Source organism: Thermomonas sp. XSG, assembly GCF_014678725.1.
In the GTDB taxonomy this organism is placed as follows: domain Bacteria; phylum Pseudomonadota; class Gammaproteobacteria; order Xanthomonadales; family Xanthomonadaceae; genus Thermomonas.
This window is the reverse complement of the sequence record NZ_CP061497.1, coordinates 1,444,825-1,465,070: the sequence shown is the minus strand read 5'-3', so window position 1 is coordinate 1,465,070 and position 20,246 is coordinate 1,444,825. Positions and strand designations below refer to the sequence as shown.

Genomic DNA, 20,246 nt, shown 5'->3' with positions numbered 1-20,246 from the left:
CGAATTGTTAGGCGCCGAGCTCTTTAGCCGCCCAGTACAAAATAAATGAAATTGGAATCGCTACCAGCATAGCCAGAAACTCTGCTGGCTCTCGGAAGCTGAGGAAGAAAGTTGCAGACGAGACTATGGTAAATGCAGATGCAAGAGTTTCAATAATCTCACCGCACAGTTCCTTGAAGTGTTTGCATTTGTTGTTCTGTCTTATAAAAACAGCGGCGACGCCAACTATGGCGACCAGAACGAGCGCTGATGGCATAAGCCACTTCAAGGCTTCTTCTGATCTCCCCTCGCGTACGAATGCAAGAGCGGCTCTTGTGCCCACGCCGTCGCTCCATACGTATGCCATGAGCCAGAAGCCCGTTGCAAAAATGAGCCAAGACACTCCTGTTTTGACTATTGCATGGGCAGCTTGAGGCCTCATGAACTCTCCCTAGCGCCTAACGCCTAACTAATAACTAGTTTCCGATTTCGAAGCATAGCAACCTAAAACCGCCTAATTTCGCAGCCTATCCCAACCTCCACCCCAACCCCGACACCCTTCCCGCGTGCCTTCCCAGCGCCGCGGCAATCACCTCCGCGCTCCCTGCTATATGCAACGCGGTCCGCGCGCGGGTCAGGCCGGTGTAGAGGAGTTCGCGGCTGAGCACGCGGGCATCGGCGCGGGGCAGCTGCAGCCAGACTTCGTCGAATTCGCTGCCCTGTGCCTTGTGCACGGTCATGGCGAAGGCGGATTCGTGCGCGGGTAGTGCGGCGGGGTGGAAGGCGCGGACGCCTTCGTTGCCGCCGGGGAACCAGGCCAGCAGCGCGCCGCTGGTGTCGAACAGGCAGACGCCCACGTCGCCGTTGAACAGGCCGTGGCGGTAGCTGTTCTCGGTGATGAGCAGCAGGCGGCCGGGGAACCACGCGGGTGGGCTGCCGATGCGGCGGCCGGAGAGCTGGGCTTCGATGCGAGCATTGAGACCGCGTGCGCCCTGCGGGCCGTCGCGTAGGGCGGTGAGCAGGCGCAGGTGGTTGGCGCCGGCCAGCGCGGCGGCGGGATCGGCGGCGCTGGCCAGGCCGCGGAAATGCGCCAGCAGGTCGAAGCCGCGCGCGGCCAGCGGGTCGTCGGTGCTGTCGTGGAAATGGACGTTGGCGAGGCTCCCGCCACGCAGCAGTGCGAGCGTGTCGTCGGCATCGCCGCGGCGCACGGCATCGGCCAGCGGCGCGAGCGTCAGGCTGTCGCTCTGGCGCCAGCCGCGGGTGAGGTGGATGCGGTGGCCGTGCAGGGCGGATGGCGCCGACGTTGAGGAAGGGAACAGCGGCAGCGTTGCCTGCGGTTCTGCAGCTTCTACCGCGGGCGGGATGTTGTCGGCCGCCGAGGCCACGGCGGCCGCACCGAGCAGCGGCGCCAGCGCGGCGGCATCGTCCGCGCCCAGCGCATCGCCGGCGCCCGCGGCGCGCAGGATGCCGGCCAGCACGTCGCCGGCTTCCACCGAGGGCAGCTGGTCCGGGTCGCCCAACAGGATCAGCTGGGTAGGTGCCTGCTGCGCGCCATCCGCCACCGCCTCGGCGAGTTTGCACATCAGCGGCAGGTCCACCATCGAGGCCTCGTCCACCACCACGATGTCGAACGGCAGCGGGTTGTCCGCGTGATGGCGGAAGCGCGGCGCATCGGGGATCACGCCGAGCAGGCGGTGCAGGGTGCTGGCCTCGCCCGGCAGCGCGGCCAGGGCGTCATCGATGCCGTAGGTTTCCATCTGCCGCACGGCGCGGCGCAGGCTTTCGGCCATGCGGTCGGCGGCGCGGCCGGTGGGCGCGGCCAGGGCGATGCGCGGCGGCGGGTGGCCGGCCTGCAGCGCCTGCGCGATGCGCAGCGCCAGCAGGCGGGCAATGGTGGTGGTCTTGCCGGTGCCGGGGCCGCCGGTGACCAGCAGCAGGTTGCGACGCAGCGCCAGCGCGGCGGCGCGGGCCTGGGCGTCGCCGCTGGCGGCGTCGGGGAAGAGCTGCGCGAACAGCGGCGCCAACGGTTCGATGCCTGTCTCCGGCACCGTAGCGGCGGCAATCGCACGCAGGCGCAGCGCCAGCCGGCGTTCGTATTCGCGGTAGCGGCGCAGGTAGAGCAGGCCGTGTTCGAACACCAGCGGCGCGGCGGCGGCCTGCGCATCGGCCGCCTCGGGCGTGGCCACGAACGGCGACGCCGCCAAGACCTGCGCCCAAGCGTCTGCATCCGGCCACGCCAGGTCGGCATCCACCAGCAGGCGCGGCTGCGCGGGGTCGAAGCCGGCATGGCCCTGTGCCACCGCCAGCGAGGCGAGTGCCGCGGCGGCCAGCACGCTGTCCGGGGTGTCCGCATCGAGCCGGCGCAGGGTATTCGCCAGTGCATCGTCCAGCGGGCGCAGCGCACCGATGCGGTTGAGTTCGCGCAGCAGGCTCATGCGGCCACTCCTTCGGCGTGGCCGAACAGGGCATCCAGCGCATGCACCAGTTCGGGCGGGAAGCGCTGCGCGTGGATGCCGGGCGACGCCGCGCTGCCGGCATCGAGGCCGCGACAGAACAGGTAGCGGATGCCGCCGAAGTCGCGCGCGTAGTCGTAGCCCGCCCCCAGCCGGAAACGCAGCCAGCGATGCAGCGCCAGCGTGTAGATCAGCGCCTGCAGGTCGTATTCGCTGTGCGCCATCGCGTGCTGCAGCCCCGCGTCGTCGTAGCCGGGCAGGCGGTTGGACTTGTAGTCCAGCACGTACCACTTGCCGCCGTGCCGGTAGGTCAGGTCGATCAGGCCGGTCATCAGGCCTTCCAGCCGCTGCCGCGCGCCGAAGCGGTCGCGCTCGCGGACGATACCGTGCGCGTGCAGCAGCGCCAGCAGCGCTTCCACCTGCACGGGTTGCAGGGCGAACTGGAACTCGATCTCGGGGCGCCGTTCGCTGGCCGGCACGTCGCACAGGCGGGTGCCTTCCGGCAGCGCCACGGTGAGCGTGTGGCCGATCAGCTGGGTGGTCAGCGCGATGCCGTCGTCCAGCGCGTCCTCGCCGTAGCCTTCGCCGCGCAGCGCCGTAGCGATGACGTCGGCTTCGTCCGCCGGCGCCGGCTCGCCCGGATGCCAGTCGCCCCAGGTGGCGAAGTCGGTGTGTTCCAGCGCCGAGTGCAGGGCCACGCCGTAGCGGTTGCCGGCGAAGCGCGGGTCGAACGCTTCGACAGGTGCGGTGTCGTCCGCGTTCTCTGGTTCGTCGTGGCCGCCGGGCGCCGGCAGGGTGGCGGCGCTGGCGGTGTCGCCGCCGGCCTCGGCGCGGGCCAGCTGACTGAAGCTGTACACCCACCAGTCGTTGTGCAGCGCGCGCGTTGCCTCGCGCGCGGGCGGCACCGCGGCATCGGACGCCGGCGGCAGGCGCGGCAGATCGGTGGGCAGCGGCGCGGCATCGAACACGATGCCGGCCTGCTGCAGCGCATCCGTATCGCCCAGCAGCTTTGCCAGCGCGGTCCTGTCGGCGGCGAAGAAATCGCCACTGGCGATCCACAGCGCGTGCTCGGCGCGGGTCAGGCCGACGTAGAGCAGGCGCGCGTCCTCGGCGCGCTGCTCGGCCTTCCATGTGGTGCTGGCGCCGGTCCAGTCCGCTTCCGGCAGGGTCTCGAACTTCCAGTGCAGGCGGCGCGCGCCTTCCAGATGCACGCTGCAATGGCGGTTCGGCGATTTTTCGTTGCTGCCGATGCCGACGAAGGGCAGGAATACCAGCGGGTATTCCAATCCCTTGCTCTTGTGCAGGGTGACGATCTGCACGCGGCGCGCGTCGGATTCCAGCCGCAGCAGCTGTGCTTCGTCATTCGCATCGGCGCCGGCGATGGCGCGGCCCAGCCAGTCCACCAGCCCGTGCAGGCCCAACGCCTGCCGCTGCGCTTCCTGCAGCAGTTCGGCCAGCTGCAGGTAGTTGCTGAGCCGGCGTTCGCCGTCGACCAGCGCCAGCAGGCGCTCGCCGTGCGCCGCGCACAGGTCGCCCACCAGCGCCAGCGGGCCGCCGCCGCGCAGGCGCTCGCGCCAGCGCTGGGCCTCCAGCTGCCAGCGGCGGTGGGTGTCGCCGTCGCGTTCCAGCGCGTCGATGGCAAGTGCGTCCAGTCCCAGCAGCACCGTCCCCAGCGCCGCGCGCAGGCGGCCATCGTCGGCGCCGTGCAGCAGCGCCAGCAGCAGCGCGTGCAGCTCGCGCGCCTCGCCGGTGGCAAACAGGCTCAGCTTGCCGGCTGCGACCGCGGGAATGCCCAGCTGGGCCAGCGCCTGCTGGATCATCAACGCCTCCCGGTGCGAACGCACCAGCACGGCGATGTCGCCGGGCTGCACCGGCCTGCCCTCGATCAGCGCGCGCCCGGCGCGGGCGTCGGTGAGCACGCCGTGGATGGCGGCGGTGCAGGCGCGGGTGGCAAGCGCGCGCGCTTCGCCGGCGTTCCAGCGGGACTTCGGCTTGCCCTTGGCGTCGAGCCCGCTGGGCGGTGCTGCCTGCCAGACCGTCAGCGCGGGTGCGGGTTCGCCATCGCGCTGGAAGTCCGCGTCGGCGCGCTTGCCGCCGGCCTCGACTTCGAAGAAGCGGATGCGCGGATCGACGAATGCATCTTCGCCCGCCTGTTGGTACAGCGCGGCAATCGCGGTGAGCAGCGCTGGCCGCGAGCGGAAGTTGTGCGCCAGCGCGGGCGCATGGTCGGCAACGGCGGCGGCCTCCAGATAGGTATGCACGTCGCCGCCGCGGAAGCCGTAGATCGCCTGCTTGGGATCGCCGATCAGGAACAGCGCGGGCTCGCTGCTGCCGCTGCCGAACACGCGCTCGAAGATCCGCCACTGGCGCGTGTCGGTGTCCTGGAACTCGTCCACCAGCGCCACCGCGTACTGCGCGCGCAGGCGTGCGGCGAGGGCGTCGCCGTGCGGGCCTTCCAGCGCGTCGGCGACGCCGTCGATCAGGTCGTCGTAGCCCTGCACGCGGCGCTCGCGCTTGCGCGCGGCCATGCGGGTGCGGGCGTCCTCGCGCAGGCGATGCAGCAGGGCGGCGCGACGCAGCGCGCGGTATTCGACCTGCGCATGCAGGGCGTTCAGGTACGGCGTGATCAGCCCGCACAGCGGCGAGGCCGGCACCTGCGCGTCCTTGCCCTTGTTGGCTTTGCCGCGCAGCGTCTCCGGCGCGAAGCGTTCGATGCGCGCATCCGGCGGCACTGAGAAGTCCCCGCCATCGCACCAGTTCCGCCACGCCGGCCACAGCGCTTCGATCCAATCCAGCTTGTAGCTCTGGCCGTTGAGCACCTTGTTCGACAGCGCGGCGCGCAGCGCATCGAGGAAGTCGTCGCCGTGCGTACGGAACCCGTCTGCCAATGCCTGCCCGCTGGCCTGCACGCGCGGCAGCGGGTCCGCCGGCAGCGGCGCATCGGGCGGCAGCAGCACCTGCCCGCCCAGCAGCGCCGGCAGATCCTTCGCCAGCTCCTCGTAGCCGCCCTTCCACAGTGCGGCCAGATCGTCCGCGCCCTCGGACGTCTGGGAATGCTGGCGCCACAGGTCGGCGGCGATCTCCTTGCGCAGCTCGGCGTCGCTGGCCAGCAGCTCCGGCGCATCGAAACCCTGGCCGGCTTCCAGCGCGTGTTCGCGCAGCACCCGCGCGCAGAAGCCGTGGATGGTGAAGATCGCGGCCAGGTCGATTTCCACCGCCGCCTGGCGCAGGCGCCGGCGCAGCGCGGCATCGCTTTCGCCTACGGCGGCGCGATGGCGCTGCAGCACTGCGCGGGTGAGTGCGGCTTCCGCGCTTTCGTCTTCGGCCGGCGCCGCGTCCACCAGTGCCAGCGCCAGCTGCAGGCGTTCGCGGATGCGCTTGCGCAGCTCCTGCGTGGCCGCTTCAGTGAAGGTGACGGCGAGCACCTGGCCGATGCGCAGGCCGCGCTCCACCACCAGCCGGGTCACCAGCGTGGCCAGCGTGTAGGTCTTGCCGGTGCCGGCGCTGGCCTCGACCAGGCGCACGCCGTCCAGCGGCAGATGCAGGTACGGATCGGGCGCGGGCAGGCTCATGCCGCGTCCTCCGTGTCGTCGTCCGGCAGCGCCACGTCGTCGATGTCGATGGACGCGGGCAGGCCGCAGGTGGCGGCGCCGAACACGATCCCGGTCACCCGCGCGAAGTCGCGCAGCGCCGCGGCACTGTCGAACGGGTCGCGCCCGCGCAGCGCCAGCCGCAGCGCCTCGGCGCTGCCTTCGGCCCAGCCGCCGTTGCCGTTGCCGCGCCATTTCTTTGCGGCGTTGCCGATGCCGGCGTTGACGGTCTTCGCGGAGAACAGCTCCCAGCCGCTGTAGGGCGCGAATGGCAGCGGCTGTTGCAGGCCCTCGCGACGCAGCGCCAGCAGCGCGCCCAGCGCCTCGATCGCGTCGTCGCGTGACAGCGCATTGCGGGTGTACGGGCCGATGTCGCCCTCGATGTCGTGGAACTCCACGAACGGCAGCTCGACGCCGGCCGCACGTGCCAGCAGCCAGTCCAGGCCGTTGCGCAGCATCGACGGGCCGTTCGGCGCGCCGAAGCGCAGCCGGGCGATGCCCTGCGGCCAAGCGTCGGCAATGCGGCCATGCAGGCGCAGCCCGTCGATCTCCACCTCCAGCGGCAGCGTGTCTGCCGCCGTCGCGCCGCGCCACTGCGCGTACGGCGCCACGTAGGGCGTGACCTCGCCGGCGATCTCCGCCAGCGCGCGCCGGCCCGGCGGTCCGGAGGGCAGCAGCCCGCGCGCGCGCAGCGGCGCCTGCATCGCATCCAGATCGTCGCCGGCCAGCAGGCGTGCGAACACCGCGCGCTGCAGCAGGCTGCGGGCCAGTCCGCGACCAGGCGCCTGCAAGGGTTCGATGTCCTCGCCGCCGTCTTCCGCTTCCGGCAGGCGCAACTGCAGGCGCTGGCGCAGGAACTGTTCCGCCGGCGCCAGCAGGAAGCGGCGCAATGCGTCGAGCGACAGTTCGTTCTCGTCGGGCAGCGGTGCCAGCGCCGCATCCATCCGCATCCACGGCGCCAGCGCAGTGCGCGCGCCGGACAGGCGGCCGGCGGCCGGGTGCCAGTGGCGGCGATAGCTGAAGCGGCGCGGGTCCTGCGCGCCGCCGTCATCGGCAGCGCCGAACGCGGCCGGCGAGAACGGCTGCAGCGGGTGCCGCAGCACCAGCTGTTTCGCGGCGGCAGCGGCATCGACATGCTGCGCCGCGGCCGCGGCCAGCAGTTCGGTCACCAGCACCGACGGTTCGCGCGCGCTGCCGTCGCGCGCATCCGCGCCCAGCCAGCTGAGATAGAACACGTCCTGCGCCGAGGCGAACAGCTGCAGGAACAGGAAGCGGTCGTCCTCGCGGGTCGAGCGGTCGCCGTGGCGGCGGCGTTCGCTGCCGAGCTCAGCGGTGAGGCGGTTGAGCCCGGCGGCGGGGTCGCGGCGCGGGAAGTCGCCGTCGTTCATCCCCAGCAGGCAGATCACCCGGAACGGCAGCAGCCGCATCGGCACCATCCGCGCGAAACTGACCCCACCGGTGAGCAGCGGCGCGCGGGTGTCGGCCTCGCCCAGCACGGCGGCGAAATGCGCGCGCACCGGTTCGGCCGGCACCGGCGCGTCGAAGCCGGCCTGTCCGGCCTGCGTGGCGAAGGCATCGATGAGCTTGCGCAGCCGCTCCAGCGCGCGCTGCGCGCCGCTGTCCGCCGGCGGCTTGGGCAGCAGTGCGTCCAGCAGCTTCAGCAGGCGCTCGCGCCACTGTGCCGGCGGCACGGCCTCGTCCAGCGCGCGCGCATGCCGCGCCAGCACGCGCAGCAGCCGCAGCAGCCGGTCCAGCGCCTCCAGCGCACTGCCCTCCAGTTCGCTCCACGGCGCGACCCCGGCGATGTCGTCGTCGGCGCCGCTGGCATGGCCCAGCAGCAGCCGGTCCAGCGCGAACTGCCACGTGTAGGCATCGTCGGCCGGTGCGCCCTGGCGCGCGCGGTGGCCGGCATCGATGCCCCAGCGCGCGCCGGCCTGGCCCAGCCAGCCGAGCAGGCGTTCGAAATCATCGGCGTCCAGGCCGTTGGCCTCGGCCAGCACCGGCGTGGCCAGCAGGTCGAGGACTTCCTCCAGCCCGAAGCGCGCCACCGGCAGCGCCAGCAGGCGCAGGAACAGGTCGGCCAGCGGCTCGTCGGCCAGCGGGCTGGCGTCGGCCAGTGCGTACGGAATTGCCTGCCCAACAGCCTGGTTGCGCTGGCCGTGGCCACCGAACACGGCGTCCAGATAGGGCACGTACGGGTCGATGTCCGGCGCCAGCACCGCGATGTCGCGCGGCTGCAGCGGTGGGTCGAAGCGTGGGTCTTCGAGCAGGCCGCGCAGGCGGTCGTGCAGCACCTGCAGTTCACGCAGCCGGGTATGGCTGGCGTGGCACTGCAGGCTGGGATCGTCGAGGTCGACGGCTTCACGCAGCGGCGCCCCCGGGGTGGCGCGGCGGTGGAACAGATCGGCCTGCAGGCGCTGAAGCAGGCCGGCGTTGGCGCTTTCGGCCGGGTCGGCATAGGCGGCGATCTCGCCGCTGGGATGCACCACCTCGTAGCTGCCCAGCAGCGCCATGAAATCGCGGCCGGCCGCGCCCCAGTCGCGCAGCAGCGGGTTGTCGGCGGCATCGCCGGCGAACGGCTCCTCGCCCGCCCGCAGGCGTGCGCCCAGCGTCTGCAGGTCGCCCCAGTAGGCGCGACTGGGCGTGGGCAGGTAGAAGTGCAGGGTGCCGACGCGCGCCTGCGTGGCCAGCACCCGCAGCACGTCCGGCGAGATGTTGAGGGTGGCGAAGGCGAACAGCCGCGACGGCAGGCCAGCGGGTTTGGCGTCGCCGTCGGCGAAACGGGCGAGGTAGTCCTGGATGCGCCGCGCGCGGTGGCCGCGGCCGCCCGCCACCGCGCGCCACAGGATCGCCTGCGGGTCGTCGCGGTCGGCGCCATCGTCCCAGCGCAGCAGCCAGTCGCGGCGCCAGGCCTGGTATTTCTCGAACACCCCAGCCAGCTCCCCGGCCAGCGACCACGGCTTCAGCGGATCGGCATCGCCCAGCCAGCCCGCGATCTGCGCCAAGGCCGGCTTCGACAGCAGCGACGGATCGGTCAGCGCGGCGTACAGCCGCCAGTGCAGGCCGGCGGCGTCGAGGTCGTCGCCGGCCTTGCCGAGGTTGGCGTCCAGCGCGCGGGTGACGAATTCGCCGGGGGTGAGGAATTCGAGGTTGGCGGCGACCCCGTGCCGCTGCGCCAGGGTGGCCTGCAGCCAGCGCCGCATCGCCACCTGCGGGATCAGCACGGTGTCCGGCGCCAGCAGCGGCTGGCCGGCGGCAGGCGAGCGCAGTTCATCGGCCAGCAGCGCGGCCAGCACGTCCAGTGCGTTGGAGTGGTAGAGGCGGAAGTCGGAGGCGGTGCCGGACATGCAGCCATGATGCCGGAGCCCCATCTCATGCAGTGAGCCGCACGCGCCGGGACCGCGTCCGGCAGGACGCAGCATTCCAGCCCGGCAGCCGGATGGCGGTACACCGCGGTGTCGGGATGCGCGATAATTCCTGTACCCGCTGGTTCAGTCGCTTCGGCCCTGTTCAGCCATATCGCGGCAACCTGTGCGGCCTCGCGCTCGCGCGCGAAGCCATTCCGGCGTCCCCCATTCGGTTCCCCCCAGTCCATGTCCGACCCGTCCGCCATTGCCGTGCGCCTGTCGTCCGTTCGCCTTGATCGCGGCGGGCGCAGCATCCTGCACGGGCTGGACCTGGCCATCCCGCAGGGCAGCATGACCGCGGTGCTGGGCCCGTCCGGCACCGGCAAGTCCACCCTGCTGGCGGCGATCACCGGCGAACTGGTGCCGGCGGCCGGCCGCGTCGAGGTGTTCGGCAAGGAAGTCCCGCGCCAGCCGCGCGCGCTGCTGGAAATGCGCAAGGGCCTGGGCGTGCTGCTGCAGGGCAACGGCCTGCTGACCGACCTGACCGTAGCCGAGAACGTGGCGCTGCCGCTGCGTACCCATGCCCGCCTGCCGGAACCGGTGCTGCGCCGGCTGGTGGAGATGAAGCTGGACGCGGTGGGCCTGCGCGCCGCCGCCAACCTGTTCCCGCGCGAGCTGTCCGGCGGCATGGCCCGCCGTGCAGCGCTGGCGCGCGCGCTGGCGCTGGACCCGCCGCTGCTGCTCTGCGACGAACCGCTGACCGGGCTGGACCCGATTGCCAGCGGCGTGATCATGAGCCTGCTGCGGCGGCTCAACCAGACCTTGGGCCTGACCTGCATCGTGGTCAGCCACCACGTGCGCGAAACCCTGCCGGTCTGCGACCAGGCGGTGGTCATCGCCAATGGCACCATCATGTTCGACGGCGCCCCCGATGCGCTGCAGGCCAGCACCGATCCGCTGCTGCGGCAGTTCCTGGACGGCGCGCCCGACGGCCCGATCGCGTTCGAAAGCGCGCCGCGGCAGGAGGCTGCCTGATGCCCGTGGTCGCCTCGATGCGTGCGCTCGGCCGTGCCGGGCTGTTCTCGCTTTCCGTGCTGCGCGCCTCGCGCCCGAGCGCAGATTTCTTGGCCGAGCTGGTCAAGGAGATCTACAAGGTCGGCGCGCGCTCGCTGCCGATCATCGCGGTGGGCGGCGCCTTCGTCGGCCTGGTGCTGACCCTGCAGGGCTACCGCACGCTGCAGACCTTTGGCGCCTCGGACGCGCTGTCCACCCTGCTGGGGCTGTCGCTGTACCGCGAACTCGGCCCCGTGCTGACCGCGCTGCTGTTCATCGGCCGCGCCGGCAGCTCGATCTCGGCCGAGCTGGGGCTGATGCGCGCCACCGACCAGATCAAGGCGCTGGAGCTGATGGCGATCGATCCGCTGGCCAAGGCGGTGGCGCCGCGCTTCTGGGCGGCGGTGCTGTGCGTGCCGCTGCTGACCGGTTTCTTCTGCTCGCTGGCGATTGCCGCCAGCTGGTTCGAGGCGGTGCGCATCCTCGGCCTCGACAACGGCACCTTCTGGTCGGCGCTGCAGAACAGCGTGGATGCGTGGGACGACTTCGGCGTGGCGCTGCTGAAGTCGGCCGTGTTCGGCGGCACCGCGGCGCTGGTGGCCTCGCATTCCGGCTTCCATGCCGAACCCACCATCGAGGGCACCTCGGTGGCCACCACCCGCGCGGTGGTCAACGCCTCGCTGCTGGTGCTGATGCTGAATTTCGTGATGTCCGCGCTGCTGTTCCAGTAATCCATTCCCATGCCTCCGCGCATTGCTGCGCAGGGGTTCAACGCAACACCGGGGCGTTGCTCATGCCCGGCAAGTTTGGACAGAGGTAGATCAATGGCAATCCGTGGCCCCAGGCTCGAATTCGCGGTCGGTGCGTTCCTGCTGCTGGCGCTGGCATCGCTGCTGGTGCTGGCGTTCGCCTCGACCAACCGCCAGTTCGGTGGCGGCGGCGACACCTATCCGCTGACCGCGCGCTTCTCCACCCTCGGCCAGCTGCGCCTGCAGGCACCGGTGAGGATCGGCGGCGTGGCGGTGGGCCGGGTGGCGAAGATCGACCTCGACCCGAAGCGCTTCGACGCGGTGGTGACGCTGGACATCGACCAGCGCTACCAGCTGCCCGCCGACACCTCCGCCGGCATCTTCACCAGCGGGCTGCTGGGCGAGAGCTACGTCGGCCTGCAGCCGGGCGGCGACCCGGAAAACCTCAAGTCCGGCGAGGAAATCGCCTATACGCAGCCGGCAGTGGATCTGATCCAGATGGTTGGCAAGTACATGTTCGGCGGCGGCAACGCATCCGCGCCGGCCGCTGCCAACGACAGCGCAACTCCCCCGTCCCCCACGGAAACCACCCCATGAAGTCCCTGATCCTGTCCCTGTCGATCGCCGTTGCGGCGCCACTGCTGGCGGTCACGCCGCTGGCTGCCCAGGCCCAGCAGGCCGCCACGAGTCCCGGCCAGCAGGTGGTCGCCACTGGCGGCCGCGTCCTCGCCACCCTGCAGCAGCGCCGCGCCGAGTTCCGCAAGAACCCGGCCGCCCTGCGCAGCTTCATCGACACCGAGCTGCGCGGCAGCTTCGACAGCATGTACGCCGCCCGGCTGGTGCTGGGCGCGCACGGCCGCGGTGCGAGCGAGGCCGACGTCAAGCTGTTCGCCGACGCCATGGTGGACAACCTGATGCAGCGCTACGGCACCGCCCTGCTCGACTTCGAGGGCAAGCCGCGGCTGCGCCTGAAGGGCGAGACCGCCCTGCCCGGCGGGCGCGGCGTGAAGGTGTCCACCGAGCTGCTGCGCGACAACGGTGCGCCGGTGCCGGTGGACTACCTGGTCCGCAACAACGGCGGCTGGAAGATCTTCGACGTGATGATCGAAGGCGTGTCCTATGTGCAGACCTTCCGCGGCCAGTTCGACAGCCCGCTGCGGCAGAAGGGCATCGCCCAGGTCGCCGCCGACCTGCGCAACGGCAGCCTCAAGACCGCTACCGCCGGCAATGGCAGCCGCTGAGGCGACCGTCGAGCGCGTGGGCACGCTGCTGCGCCTGCGCGGCCGGCTGGACCGTGCCAGCGTGGCCGCCGTGTGGCCGCAGGCGCTGGCCGCGCTGGACGGCGTGCAGGGACTCGACCTGCACGCGGTCGAGGCGCTGGACAGTGCCGGCCTGGCGCTGCTGGCGGAGCTTGCCGACCGCCTGCCGCCGCAGGCTCGGCGCATCGAAGGCCAGCCGCCCTGCTTGGCCGGCCTGTGCGCCGCCTACCGTATGAACGCGGACCTGATCCGCTCGGAAGGAACCGTATGAACCGCCTGCTTGCCGGCGCCACGCTCGGCCTGCTGCTGGCCACCGCCGGCTGCGCCACGCAGCCCGCGCCGCGCACCGCAGCGGAATCGCCGGCCGACACCATTGTCGAGGCGCCGGTCGCGGAGGCGCCAGGCGCCGAACCCGCGCCGCCGGCAGCCCCCGCCGCGACCACCGATCCGGCCGCGCCGCTGGCGGGCGATGCCGCGACGGCCGCCGTCGCCGCTGTCGAACCACCGGCCGAGGAGGGCGGCGACGAGGATTTCGCCGCCATCTACGGCGAGGATGCCAGCGGCGGTGCCAATGGCGACAGCTTCGCCGCGCTGGACCCGTGGGAGCCGATGAACCGCCGCGTGCACGCGTTCAACAGCGCCATCGACCAGGGCTTCATGCGCCCGCTGGCGCGCGGCTACGTGAGGGTCGTGCCTGCGCCGGTGCGCACCGGGGTCAGCAACTTCTTCGACAACCTCAGTGCCCCGCTGGCATTCGGCAACCTGCTGCTGCAGGGCCGCCCGCGCGAGTCGGTGGAAACGCTGGGGCGGTTCCTGGTGAATACCGTCGCTGGCCTCGGCGGGTTGTTCGACCCGGCCACCAAGGCGCTGAAAATGCACCGCCACGGCGCCGACTTCGGCCGCACGCTGGCGCGCTGGGGCTGGCGCGAGTCGCGCTACCTGGAGCTGCCCTTCCTCGGCCCGCGCACGTTGCGCGATGCGGTGGGTGCGTTCGGCGATACCTCGATGGCGCCGATGACCTATGTCGAGCACGACCGCACCCGGGTGTCGCTGGAGGCGCTGTGGCTGGTGGACGTGCGCTCCGCCCTGCTGTCGCTGGACGAACTGCGTGATGCCGCGCCGGATGAGTACGTGCTGACCCGCGATGCCTGGCTGGCGCGCCGCCGCTATCTGGTGGAGGCCGATCGCAGCGAGCGCGACGAAGGCAACGAATCGCTGCCCGCCTACCTGATGGAAGCCGAGCCCGCGCCGTCGCGTCCCTGAGCGGTGTGCGCCGTTACAGGTGGCGCAGCGTGTCGCGCAGCTGCGACAGGCAGCGCCGGCTGACCTCCAGCGGTGTCGCCACGTTGCGCAGCACGGCATGCACCTGGCCGTCTGGCGCGCGCTGCAACTCGACGATCTCGTCGCGGGCCACCAGGCAGTTGCGGTGGATGCGGATGAAGCGGGTGGGGAACTCCGCCTCCAGCGACTTCAGCGATTCCTCGATCAGGTCCTCGCCGCGGGCGTGGTGCACCACCACGTACTTCTCATCGGCCTGCAGGTAGCGGATGTCCTCGATCGCGATCAGCCGCAGGCTGCCGCGCAGGCGCGCGCACAGGTGACTGCGCGGCGGGCCCGCCGGTGCCCCGTCCTGCTGGCGCGCGCGCCCGGCGAGGAAGGTGCGCACCTTGTCCAGCGCCGCGGCCAGGCGTTCGCCGCGCACCGGCTTGACCAGGTAGTCCAGCGCCTGCGCTTCGAACGCCGACAGTGCATGCGCGTCGAACGCGGTACAGAACACGATGGCCGGCCGCGACTGCAGCGCACCCAGCCGGCGCGCGGTCTCCAACCCGTCGATACCGGGCATGGCGATGTCCAGCAACACCAGCTCCGGGGCCTCGGCGGCACAGGCCGCCAGCGCCGCCTCGCCATTGCCGGCCTCGCCGATCACCTGCACGCCCGGTTGCGCCTCCAGCAGCGCGCGCAGCCGCGCCCGTGCCAGCGGCTCGTCATCGACGATCAGCACGCGCAACGTGGTTGCGGTCATGGCGTGTCTCTCCCCGGCAGCGCCCGGCCCTGGCGGCGATGGTAGCCGCGGCGCGCGGCGCGCGTCACCTCAACCGGCGGCCAGGCGCGCGTCCATCCAGTCGGCCAGATCGGCGATCTCCTCGGCGCAGACCTGGTGCTGCATCGGATAACGATGCCACTGCGGGTCAAAGCCGAAGCCGCGCAGCGCCTGCATCCCGGCTTCGCCCGCGGCGACCGGCACCACCGGGTCGAAGCTGCCGTGGGCCATGAACAGCGGCTGCGCGGCGGCCTGCGGCTGCAGCCGCTGCTGCGCCAGCGCCAGCGGCATCGGCAGATAGGTGGACAGGGCGATCAGCCCGGCCAGCGGCTGTGCGCGCGCCAGTCCCGCCGCCAGGGTGATCGCGCCACCCTGCGAGAACCCGGCCAGCAGCAGCCGCTGCGGCGGAATGCCGCGTTGGGCTTCGCGCGCGATCAGCGCGTCCACCTGCGCTACTGATTCATCCACCCCTTGCAAGTCGGCGCGGTTGGCCAGGTCGAAGTCGCGGATGTCGTACCACGCACGCATCCGCGCGCCACCGTTGATGGTGACCGCGCGTACCGGCGCATGCGGGAACACGAAGCGCAGCGCCGGCCAGTCGCGGCGCACCAGCTCCGGCACGATCGGCGCGAAATCGTGGCCATCGGCGCCGAGGCCATGCAGCCACAGCACGCACCATCGCGGGTCCGGACCGGTTTCGTGTTCGACGGTATCCAGCAGCATGCGCGGCTCCAGCAAAAGGGGGCCGCGCATTATGCCGGGGCTTCCTCAGTCGTCGGTCGCGGCCAGCAGCGACGCCGTGTCCAGCAAGCGCAGGCCGGGCGTGCGCGCCAGCGCCGCGCGCAGCCAGTAGCCGTGTTCGGCGCCAACCAGCACCACGATGCGCTTGCCCGGGTGCTCCCGCGCGGCGCCCGCGATGGTGGCCAGGAACTCGCCGTTCCAGGCCTCCCAACCCGCCTGCTCGCCTTCGCCGATCAAAGCCGCCTGCAGCGCATGCTTGGCCTGCATCTGCGCGTCGGTGACGGCGTCGTTCACCCGGGTGGGCGAGGTCCAGTACAGGCGCAGGGTGTCGTACAACGCGCTGGTCTGCGCCTGGAACGCCTTCGACGCGGCGGGCTGCTGCTCGGCGAATGCGCGGCTGGCGGCAAGGTAGGGTTGCAGGATCTCCGCGTCGCGCGGCGCCGCCGGCTCCATCGGATACACCCGGTAGCCGCGCGCATCGATCAGCGGGTAGACCACCGCCGGGTACTCGACCTTGTTGGCCTCCGGTCCGCGTGCGGCGTAGCGCACCGGGCTTACCTCGATGCACAGCACGTCCGGCGCCAGTCGTTCGATGCTGCGCTTCAGCGCCGCGTCGTCGTAGGCGGGCACCTGGGCGTGCATCCGGTGCAGGGTGGCCAGCACCGCGACCTCGGCGGGCGCAGGTTCGCCGGCGTGGGCCAGCGGCAGGCAGCAGGACAGCAGCAGGGCGAACAGGTGGCGCATCGCGAAGACCTCGGCGGCTGCGCGCAGGATGCGGCGCGTCCCGGCGCGTCGCCAGCGCCGGAAGTCACCACGCCTTGGATGGATGTTTGGCAGGGCGGGTGCCACCCGCGGCAGCGGATGGCACTTCGCCCATCGGTGTTTACAGGTCGAAGCCGAAGCCTGCGCCCGCGCTGTTTTCGCCACCGCTGAAGCTGGCGCCAAACGTGAAGCTCGCGCCGCCGGGCAGGCGCTTGCCGTAACCCACCGACAGCGCCGCCTTGCCCGACTGGGTGCCGACGCCGATCGCCATGCGGCCGTTGCCCGCTTGTGCCGGTACCGCGTTGGCGGTCATCTGGGTCATCGCACTGCTCATCGCGCCCATCTGGCTGATGCGTTCGTCGGTGGCGACGAAGCGCTGGTCGACTGCCTGCTGGTACTGGGTAAAGCGGTCGTTCCAGGCGGTGAAGCGGGTATCCGTGTAGGCATTGGCCGACGTCATCGCGTTGGCCGAGGACGTGTCCGCGTAGGTTCTTGCCGCGGCAAGCGTGGTCGCGTCGCCGGCGGCCATGTCGGTGCGGATCGCGGTCTCGCGGGTATCGGTGTAGGCATTGGCCTGATCGATCGCCACCGCGCCGATCTGGCCCATGTCGGCCCGGATCGCCGCCTCGCGTGTGTCGGTGTAGCTGTTGGCGCTTGCCAGCGTCTGCGCGTCCGCCGCCGCCATGTCGGTGCGGACCGCTGCTTCCCGTGCGTCGGTGTAGGCGGCATTGCTGGCCGCGCCGGTTGCCGTGATGTCGGCGCGGATGGCGGCTTCGCGCTGGTCGGTGTAGGCGATCGCCGTGGCGAGCGTGCCATCCAGCTGGCCCTTGTTCACCGCATCGGTGGCGGCGACCCCGGCGCCGACGTTCACCAGCCGCGGGGTCAGCGCGGTGGCATACGGCGTCCCGTTGGCGCCAAGGTCGCCGACGGCATGGCCGAACGAGACCACGCCGGCCTGGTTGGCCACGGCCTGATAACCGATCGCCGTGCTGCCACCTGCGGTGACGAAGGCCCCGCTGCCGAATGCGCCGCCATTGGCGCCACTGGCGGCCGCGCCCATGCCCACCGCGATGGCATTGGTGCCGGTTGCGCCATCGTTCGCGGCGTTGCTGCCCGCCCCGGTGGCGCTGGAATTGACGCTGAAGTACTGGAGGCCGCCAGCGGCCAGCGCGCAGCCGAGCACGCCATTGCTGTCGCTGGTCACGCCGTTGCCGCAACTGATCAGCGAGCTGACCTGGACCTTGCCGATCACGTGCAGCGCGGACTGCGGGTCCCAGGTGCCGATGCCGACGGAACTGTTCTTCAGGGTCAGGGTGTTGGTGGCGTTGCCGGGAGCCATCCGGAACGGCAGCCGTTCGCCGCCGGTCTGGTCGCGGACGAAGAAGTTGCTTTCGTTGGCCCCGATGTCCCAGGTATAGGGGATATAACCACCACCCGCGACCTGCTCGAAGCGGATGGTGGGTGTGTTGTTGTTGACCATGTGCAGGGTCTTCAGTGGCGTATCGGTGCCGATGCCGACGTTGCCCGATGCCGGGAAGGTGTTGACGCCGAGGGCCAGCGGGGTGACGCCGATGGCGAGGGGGCTCGCGCCGATGGCAGTGGGGTAGGCATAGGCGGAACCCGATGGGATGCCCGACAACGCGGGATTGATGGTGCCGCTGAGGGTGGATTCGCTGCCGGCAACCATCGGGTCATCGGCCAGGCCGGCGCTGTCCGTCGCCGACGCGCAGCCCGCGGCGTCGCCACCGGGCCCGGCGATTGCGCCGTCCTTCGGCGCAAGCCGGCTGGCCGGTTCCCTCATCGGTTCGCCACTGGTGCTCGCTGCGGAAACGCAGGCCGGATCGGTCGCGAAGGCAGGCGCAGCGGCGCCCAGCAGGAGCAGCGCCAATGCGGCGCAAAGAGGGTGTGGCTGGAAGCGGCTGCGGATCAAAACAATTCCCCTTTTCTGGTTGTGAAATTTCGTGGCCCGGGCGAGTGCCACCGAAGACGGTGATGGACCCGTCCGAGCGCTCGACTGATACCACAGGGGGAATACGGAAATTACCGATGAATGGGGACAACTTGCGACATTTACGGGGAATTTCCTGCGAAATCCGACCCATGTTCCAAAGCTTGCAGCTATGGTCTGGTGTCGAGCGCGGGGCCTGCCCATGCATTGGGGACGCGCGCGGGCACGCGGCGCGGCGCGGCAGGGCGTTGGTGTTGCCCGTCGTTGCGGGCCAGCGCCCGGCCTCAGCGCGAGCCGGCGCCCGCCACCGCAGCCGCGCGGGCTTCGCGCTCCAGTGCGGCCTGCGTCATCGTGCCGTCGGCGAACGCGGCGGCGGCGGTCTGGTAGTCGCTGATCGCCTGCAGGGTCAGCGCGGGGTCTTCCGGCAGTTCGGGCTGCGCGACGTCGCGTGCGTAGGCCGGCCGCAGCGTATCCACCCTGCGGTGCGGCGAGAGCTGCACCAGTTTGTCGTCGCGCAGGTAGCCCAGCAGCTGGTAGGTGCCGATGAAGGCGCGTTCGCGGCCGGTCGGTTGCTGCAGCACGTCGACGCCGTAGAAGCGGCTGTCGTAGTCCATGCCCAGCAGGCCGAGCAGGGTGGGCGCGATGTCGATCTGGCTGACCCGGCGCTCCACCCGGCCCGGTGCCACCTGGCCGCCGGGCGCGTAGAACCACAGCGGGATGCGGTAGCGGAACGCAGGCAGGGCAGCGATACCTGCACTGGAGGCGCAGTGGTCGGCAGTGATCACGAACAGCGTGTTGCGGAACCACGGCTTGCCGCTGGCGCGGCGCAGGAAGTCGCCGATCGCCCAGTCGGTGTACGCCACCGCGCTGTCACGCTTGCCCTGCGGCCACGGTCCGCGGCCGGCGGGGAAGGTGTACGGGCGGTGGTTGGAGGTGGTCATCAGGTGGGCGAAGAACGGCTTGCCGGCTTTGAAATCGGCATCGAAGTGTTTCATCGCCATGCTGTAGAGGTCTTCGTCGGCCACGCCCCAGACGTTCTCGTGGTGGATCTCCTTGTCGGGGATGTCGGTGCGGTCGTGGACGTCGTAGCCGTTGTGGCCGAAGAAGCGGTTCATGTCGTCGAACGCGCCGTAGCCGCCGTACAGGAACATGGCGTGGTAGCCCTTGCCGCGGAACACCTCGCCCAGCGTGGCGAGGCCCTCGTTGTGCTCGCGGCGGACGATGGATTCGCCCGGCGTCGGCGGCACCGACAGCGACAGCGCCTCCAGCCCGCGCACGGTGCGGGTGCCGGTGGCCCACAGGTCGGCGAGCAGCAGGCTGTCCGTGGTCAGCGCGTCCAGCCTTGGGGTCAGCGAGTCCTTGCGGCCGTAGGTGCCGGAGAAATCGGCGGACAGGCTTTCCACGCTGACCAGCACCACGTTCATGCGCTGCTCGGGCGCCGGGTTGTGGATGCGGCGGGCGATGCCGGTGGGACCGAAGAAGGAGGCATCGGGCGTGGCCACCTGCGCGCGCGCCTGCGCCCACGCTTCGTCGATCGGCACGGTGCGGTAGTAGCGCGGGTAGTCCAGCGAGGCGCTGCGGTAGGCGGCGAAGAACTGGTAGATGCCGTTGCCCGCCAGTTCGTTGACGTAGGCGTTGCTGCTGCGGTCCTTCATCTCGCCGCTGACCAGCCAGGTGGCCAGCAGGCTGGCCGCCAGCCAGGCCGCCACCACCACGCTGCGGGCCGCGAAGCCGGCGCTGTCGTGGACTACCCGCCGCCAGCGGCCGGTAGCGGTGAACGTGCCCAGGGCCAGCGCGGCCACCGCGGCCAGGATCCAGCCCACCGGGTAGGACTGGCGGATGTTGCCGATCACCTCGGTGGTGTAGACGAGGTAGTCCACCGCGATGAAATTGAAGCGTGCCTGGAACTCCTCCCAGAACGTCCATTCGGCCACCGCCACGAACAGCAGCACGAACAGCAGCAGCAGGCACAACGCGCCCACCGCCAGCCGCCCGCGCCTGCGCAGCAGCCAGCCGGCAGGCAGCAGCCACAGCAGCAGCACCAGCGGCCAGGCGAAATACACGAAGGCCAGCAGGTCGTAGCCCAGCCCGACGCCGAATGTGTAGAGCCAGGCACCGGGCGCCGCCGGCACCCCGCTGCCAGTGGCCATCAGCAGGGCCAGCCGGGTCAGCGCGGAAATCGACAGGAAGCAGAGGGCCAGCCACGTCAGCGGGCGGAAGCGCCCGGGGCGCGTGTCGGGGAGCAGAGTCATGCAGGCAGCCTGCGGGGGCGCCGGTAAGTGCACCTCAGCCGAATCTCAGCCGCCCGTTAACACGGCACCGTG

Annotated in this window: 15 protein-coding genes; 6 read left to right on the top strand and 9 right to left on the bottom strand. The window is 71.1% G+C overall.

From position 1 onward, the window contains the following. Positions 1–7 precede the first annotated feature (7 nt). The 4 genes from ICG51_RS06850 to recC all read right to left on the bottom strand — a co-directional run bounded on the left by ICG51_RS06850 (position 8) and on the right by recC (position 9,369). Complete coding sequence (locus ICG51_RS06850; protein WP_190282233.1) at positions 8–421, bottom strand: hypothetical protein; 414 nt, start codon at positions 419–421, stop codon at positions 8–10. Between the two features lie 85 nt (positions 422–506). Further along, the gene (recD, locus tag ICG51_RS06845) at positions 507–2,414 is read right to left on the bottom strand and encodes an exodeoxyribonuclease V subunit alpha (protein WP_190282232.1); all 1,908 of its coding nucleotides are present in this window, start codon (positions 2,412–2,414) and stop codon (positions 507–509) included. Then, positions 2,411–6,004: an exodeoxyribonuclease V subunit beta gene (gene recB, locus ICG51_RS06840; protein ID WP_190282231.1), complete on the bottom strand. Its 3,594-nt coding sequence runs from the start codon at positions 6,002–6,004 to the stop codon at positions 2,411–2,413. Before recB ends, recD begins: the two co-directional genes overlap by 4 nt. Beyond that, positions 6,001–9,369: an exodeoxyribonuclease V subunit gamma gene (recC, locus tag ICG51_RS06835; protein ID WP_190282230.1), complete on the bottom strand. Its 3,369-nt coding sequence runs from the start codon at positions 9,367–9,369 to the stop codon at positions 6,001–6,003. Before recC ends, recB begins: the two co-directional genes overlap by 4 nt. A 246-nt stretch (positions 9,370–9,615) precedes the next feature. Here recC and ICG51_RS06830 point away from each other — a divergent pair, with 246 nt between their 5' ends. The 6 genes from ICG51_RS06830 to ICG51_RS06805 all read left to right on the top strand — a co-directional run bounded on the left by ICG51_RS06830 (position 9,616) and on the right by ICG51_RS06805 (position 13,693). Beyond that, complete coding sequence (locus ICG51_RS06830) at positions 9,616–10,404, top strand: ATP-binding cassette domain-containing protein (protein WP_190282229.1); 789 nt, start codon at positions 9,616–9,618, stop codon at positions 10,402–10,404. Next, positions 10,404–11,153 carry an MlaE family lipid ABC transporter permease subunit gene (locus ICG51_RS06825; RefSeq protein ID WP_190282228.1) on the top strand — a complete coding sequence of 250 codons (750 nt, stop codon included), beginning with the start codon at positions 10,404–10,406 and terminating at the stop codon, positions 11,151–11,153. The genes ICG51_RS06830 and ICG51_RS06825 overlap by 1 nt, the downstream gene beginning before the upstream one ends. A 93-nt stretch (positions 11,154–11,246) precedes the next feature. After that, entirely contained in the window at positions 11,247–11,768 is a 522-nt protein-coding gene (gene mlaD / locus ICG51_RS06820; RefSeq protein ID WP_190282227.1) for an outer membrane lipid asymmetry maintenance protein MlaD, read from the top strand. Then, on the top strand, positions 11,765–12,412 hold the full coding sequence (locus ICG51_RS06815; protein WP_190282226.1) for an ABC transporter substrate-binding protein: 648 nt from the start codon (positions 11,765–11,767) through the stop codon (positions 12,410–12,412). The genes mlaD and ICG51_RS06815 overlap by 4 nt, the downstream gene beginning before the upstream one ends. Then, complete coding sequence (locus tag ICG51_RS06810; RefSeq protein WP_190282225.1) at positions 12,399–12,701, top strand: STAS domain-containing protein; 303 nt, start codon at positions 12,399–12,401, stop codon at positions 12,699–12,701. The genes ICG51_RS06815 and ICG51_RS06810 overlap by 14 nt, the downstream gene beginning before the upstream one ends. Further along, positions 12,698–13,693, top strand: a complete 996-nt coding sequence (locus ICG51_RS06805; protein WP_190282224.1) for an MlaA family lipoprotein — start codon at positions 12,698–12,700, stop codon at positions 13,691–13,693. The genes ICG51_RS06810 and ICG51_RS06805 overlap by 4 nt, the downstream gene beginning before the upstream one ends. A gap of 13 nt (positions 13,694–13,706) precedes the next feature. Here the strand turns inward: ICG51_RS06805 and ICG51_RS06800 are convergent, their stop codons facing one another. From ICG51_RS06800 to ICG51_RS06780, 5 genes are all read right to left on the bottom strand, one after another. Further along, positions 13,707–14,453 (bottom strand): LytTR family DNA-binding domain-containing protein, encoded by a 747-nt coding sequence (locus ICG51_RS06800; RefSeq protein WP_190282223.1) that lies wholly within the window; start codon positions 14,451–14,453, stop codon positions 13,707–13,709. Positions 14,454–14,522: 69 nt separating this feature from the next. Beyond that, entirely contained in the window at positions 14,523–15,194 is a 672-nt protein-coding gene (locus ICG51_RS06795; protein WP_190282222.1) for an alpha/beta hydrolase, read from the bottom strand. 45 nt (positions 15,195–15,239) lie between these two features. Further along, the gene (locus tag ICG51_RS06790; RefSeq protein WP_190282221.1) at positions 15,240–15,956 is read right to left on the bottom strand and encodes a hypothetical protein; all 717 of its coding nucleotides are present in this window, start codon (positions 15,954–15,956) and stop codon (positions 15,240–15,242) included. Positions 15,957–16,095: 139 nt separating this feature from the next. After that, positions 16,096–17,775 carry a YadA-like family protein gene (locus ICG51_RS06785; RefSeq protein ID WP_190282220.1) on the bottom strand — a complete coding sequence of 560 codons (1,680 nt, stop codon included), beginning with the start codon at positions 17,773–17,775 and terminating at the stop codon, positions 16,096–16,098. 431 nt (positions 17,776–18,206) lie between these two features. Next, a complete protein-coding gene (locus ICG51_RS06780) occupies positions 18,207–20,174 on the bottom strand; it encodes an LTA synthase family protein (RefSeq protein ID WP_190282219.1) in 1,968 nt (655 codons plus the stop codon). Between the last annotated feature and the right edge of the window lie 72 nt (positions 20,175–20,246).

Bases quoted from the DNA above. Each gene is read 5' to 3' on its own strand.
- ICG51_RS06830 (WP_190282229.1), top strand. From the start codon at position 9,616: ATGTCCGACCCGTCCGCCATTGCCGTGCGCCTGTCGTCCGTTCGCCTT.
- ICG51_RS06850 (WP_190282233.1), bottom strand. From the start codon at position 421: ATGAGGCCTCAAGCTGCCCATGCAATAGTCAAAACAGGAGTGTCTTGG.
- ICG51_RS06795 (WP_190282222.1), bottom strand. From the start codon at position 15,194: ATGCTGCTGGATACCGTCGAACACGAAACCGGTCCGGACCCGCGATGG.
- ICG51_RS06810 (WP_190282225.1), top strand. From the start codon at position 12,399: ATGGCAGCCGCTGAGGCGACCGTCGAGCGCGTGGGCACGCTGCTGCGC.
- ICG51_RS06790 (WP_190282221.1), bottom strand. From the start codon at position 15,956: ATGCGCCACCTGTTCGCCCTGCTGCTGTCCTGCTGCCTGCCGCTGGCC.
- recB (WP_190282231.1), bottom strand. From the start codon at position 6,004: ATGAGCCTGCCCGCGCCCGATCCGTACCTGCATCTGCCGCTGGACGGC.
- ICG51_RS06825 (WP_190282228.1), top strand. From the start codon at position 10,404: ATGCCCGTGGTCGCCTCGATGCGTGCGCTCGGCCGTGCCGGGCTGTTC.
- mlaD (WP_190282227.1), top strand. From the start codon at position 11,247: ATGGCAATCCGTGGCCCCAGGCTCGAATTCGCGGTCGGTGCGTTCCTG.
- ICG51_RS06805 (WP_190282224.1), top strand. From the start codon at position 12,698: ATGAACCGCCTGCTTGCCGGCGCCACGCTCGGCCTGCTGCTGGCCACC.
- ICG51_RS06815 (WP_190282226.1), top strand. From the start codon at position 11,765: ATGAAGTCCCTGATCCTGTCCCTGTCGATCGCCGTTGCGGCGCCACTG.
- ICG51_RS06800 (WP_190282223.1), bottom strand. From the start codon at position 14,453: ATGACCGCAACCACGTTGCGCGTGCTGATCGTCGATGACGAGCCGCTG.
- ICG51_RS06785 (WP_190282220.1), bottom strand. From the start codon at position 17,775: ATGAGGGAACCGGCCAGCCGGCTTGCGCCGAAGGACGGCGCAATCGCC.
- ICG51_RS06780 (WP_190282219.1), bottom strand. From the start codon at position 20,174: ATGACTCTGCTCCCCGACACGCGCCCCGGGCGCTTCCGCCCGCTGACG.
- recC (WP_190282230.1), bottom strand. From the start codon at position 9,369: ATGTCCGGCACCGCCTCCGACTTCCGCCTCTACCACTCCAACGCACTG.
- recD (WP_190282232.1), bottom strand. From the start codon at position 2,414: ATGAGCCTGCTGCGCGAACTCAACCGCATCGGTGCGCTGCGCCCGCTG.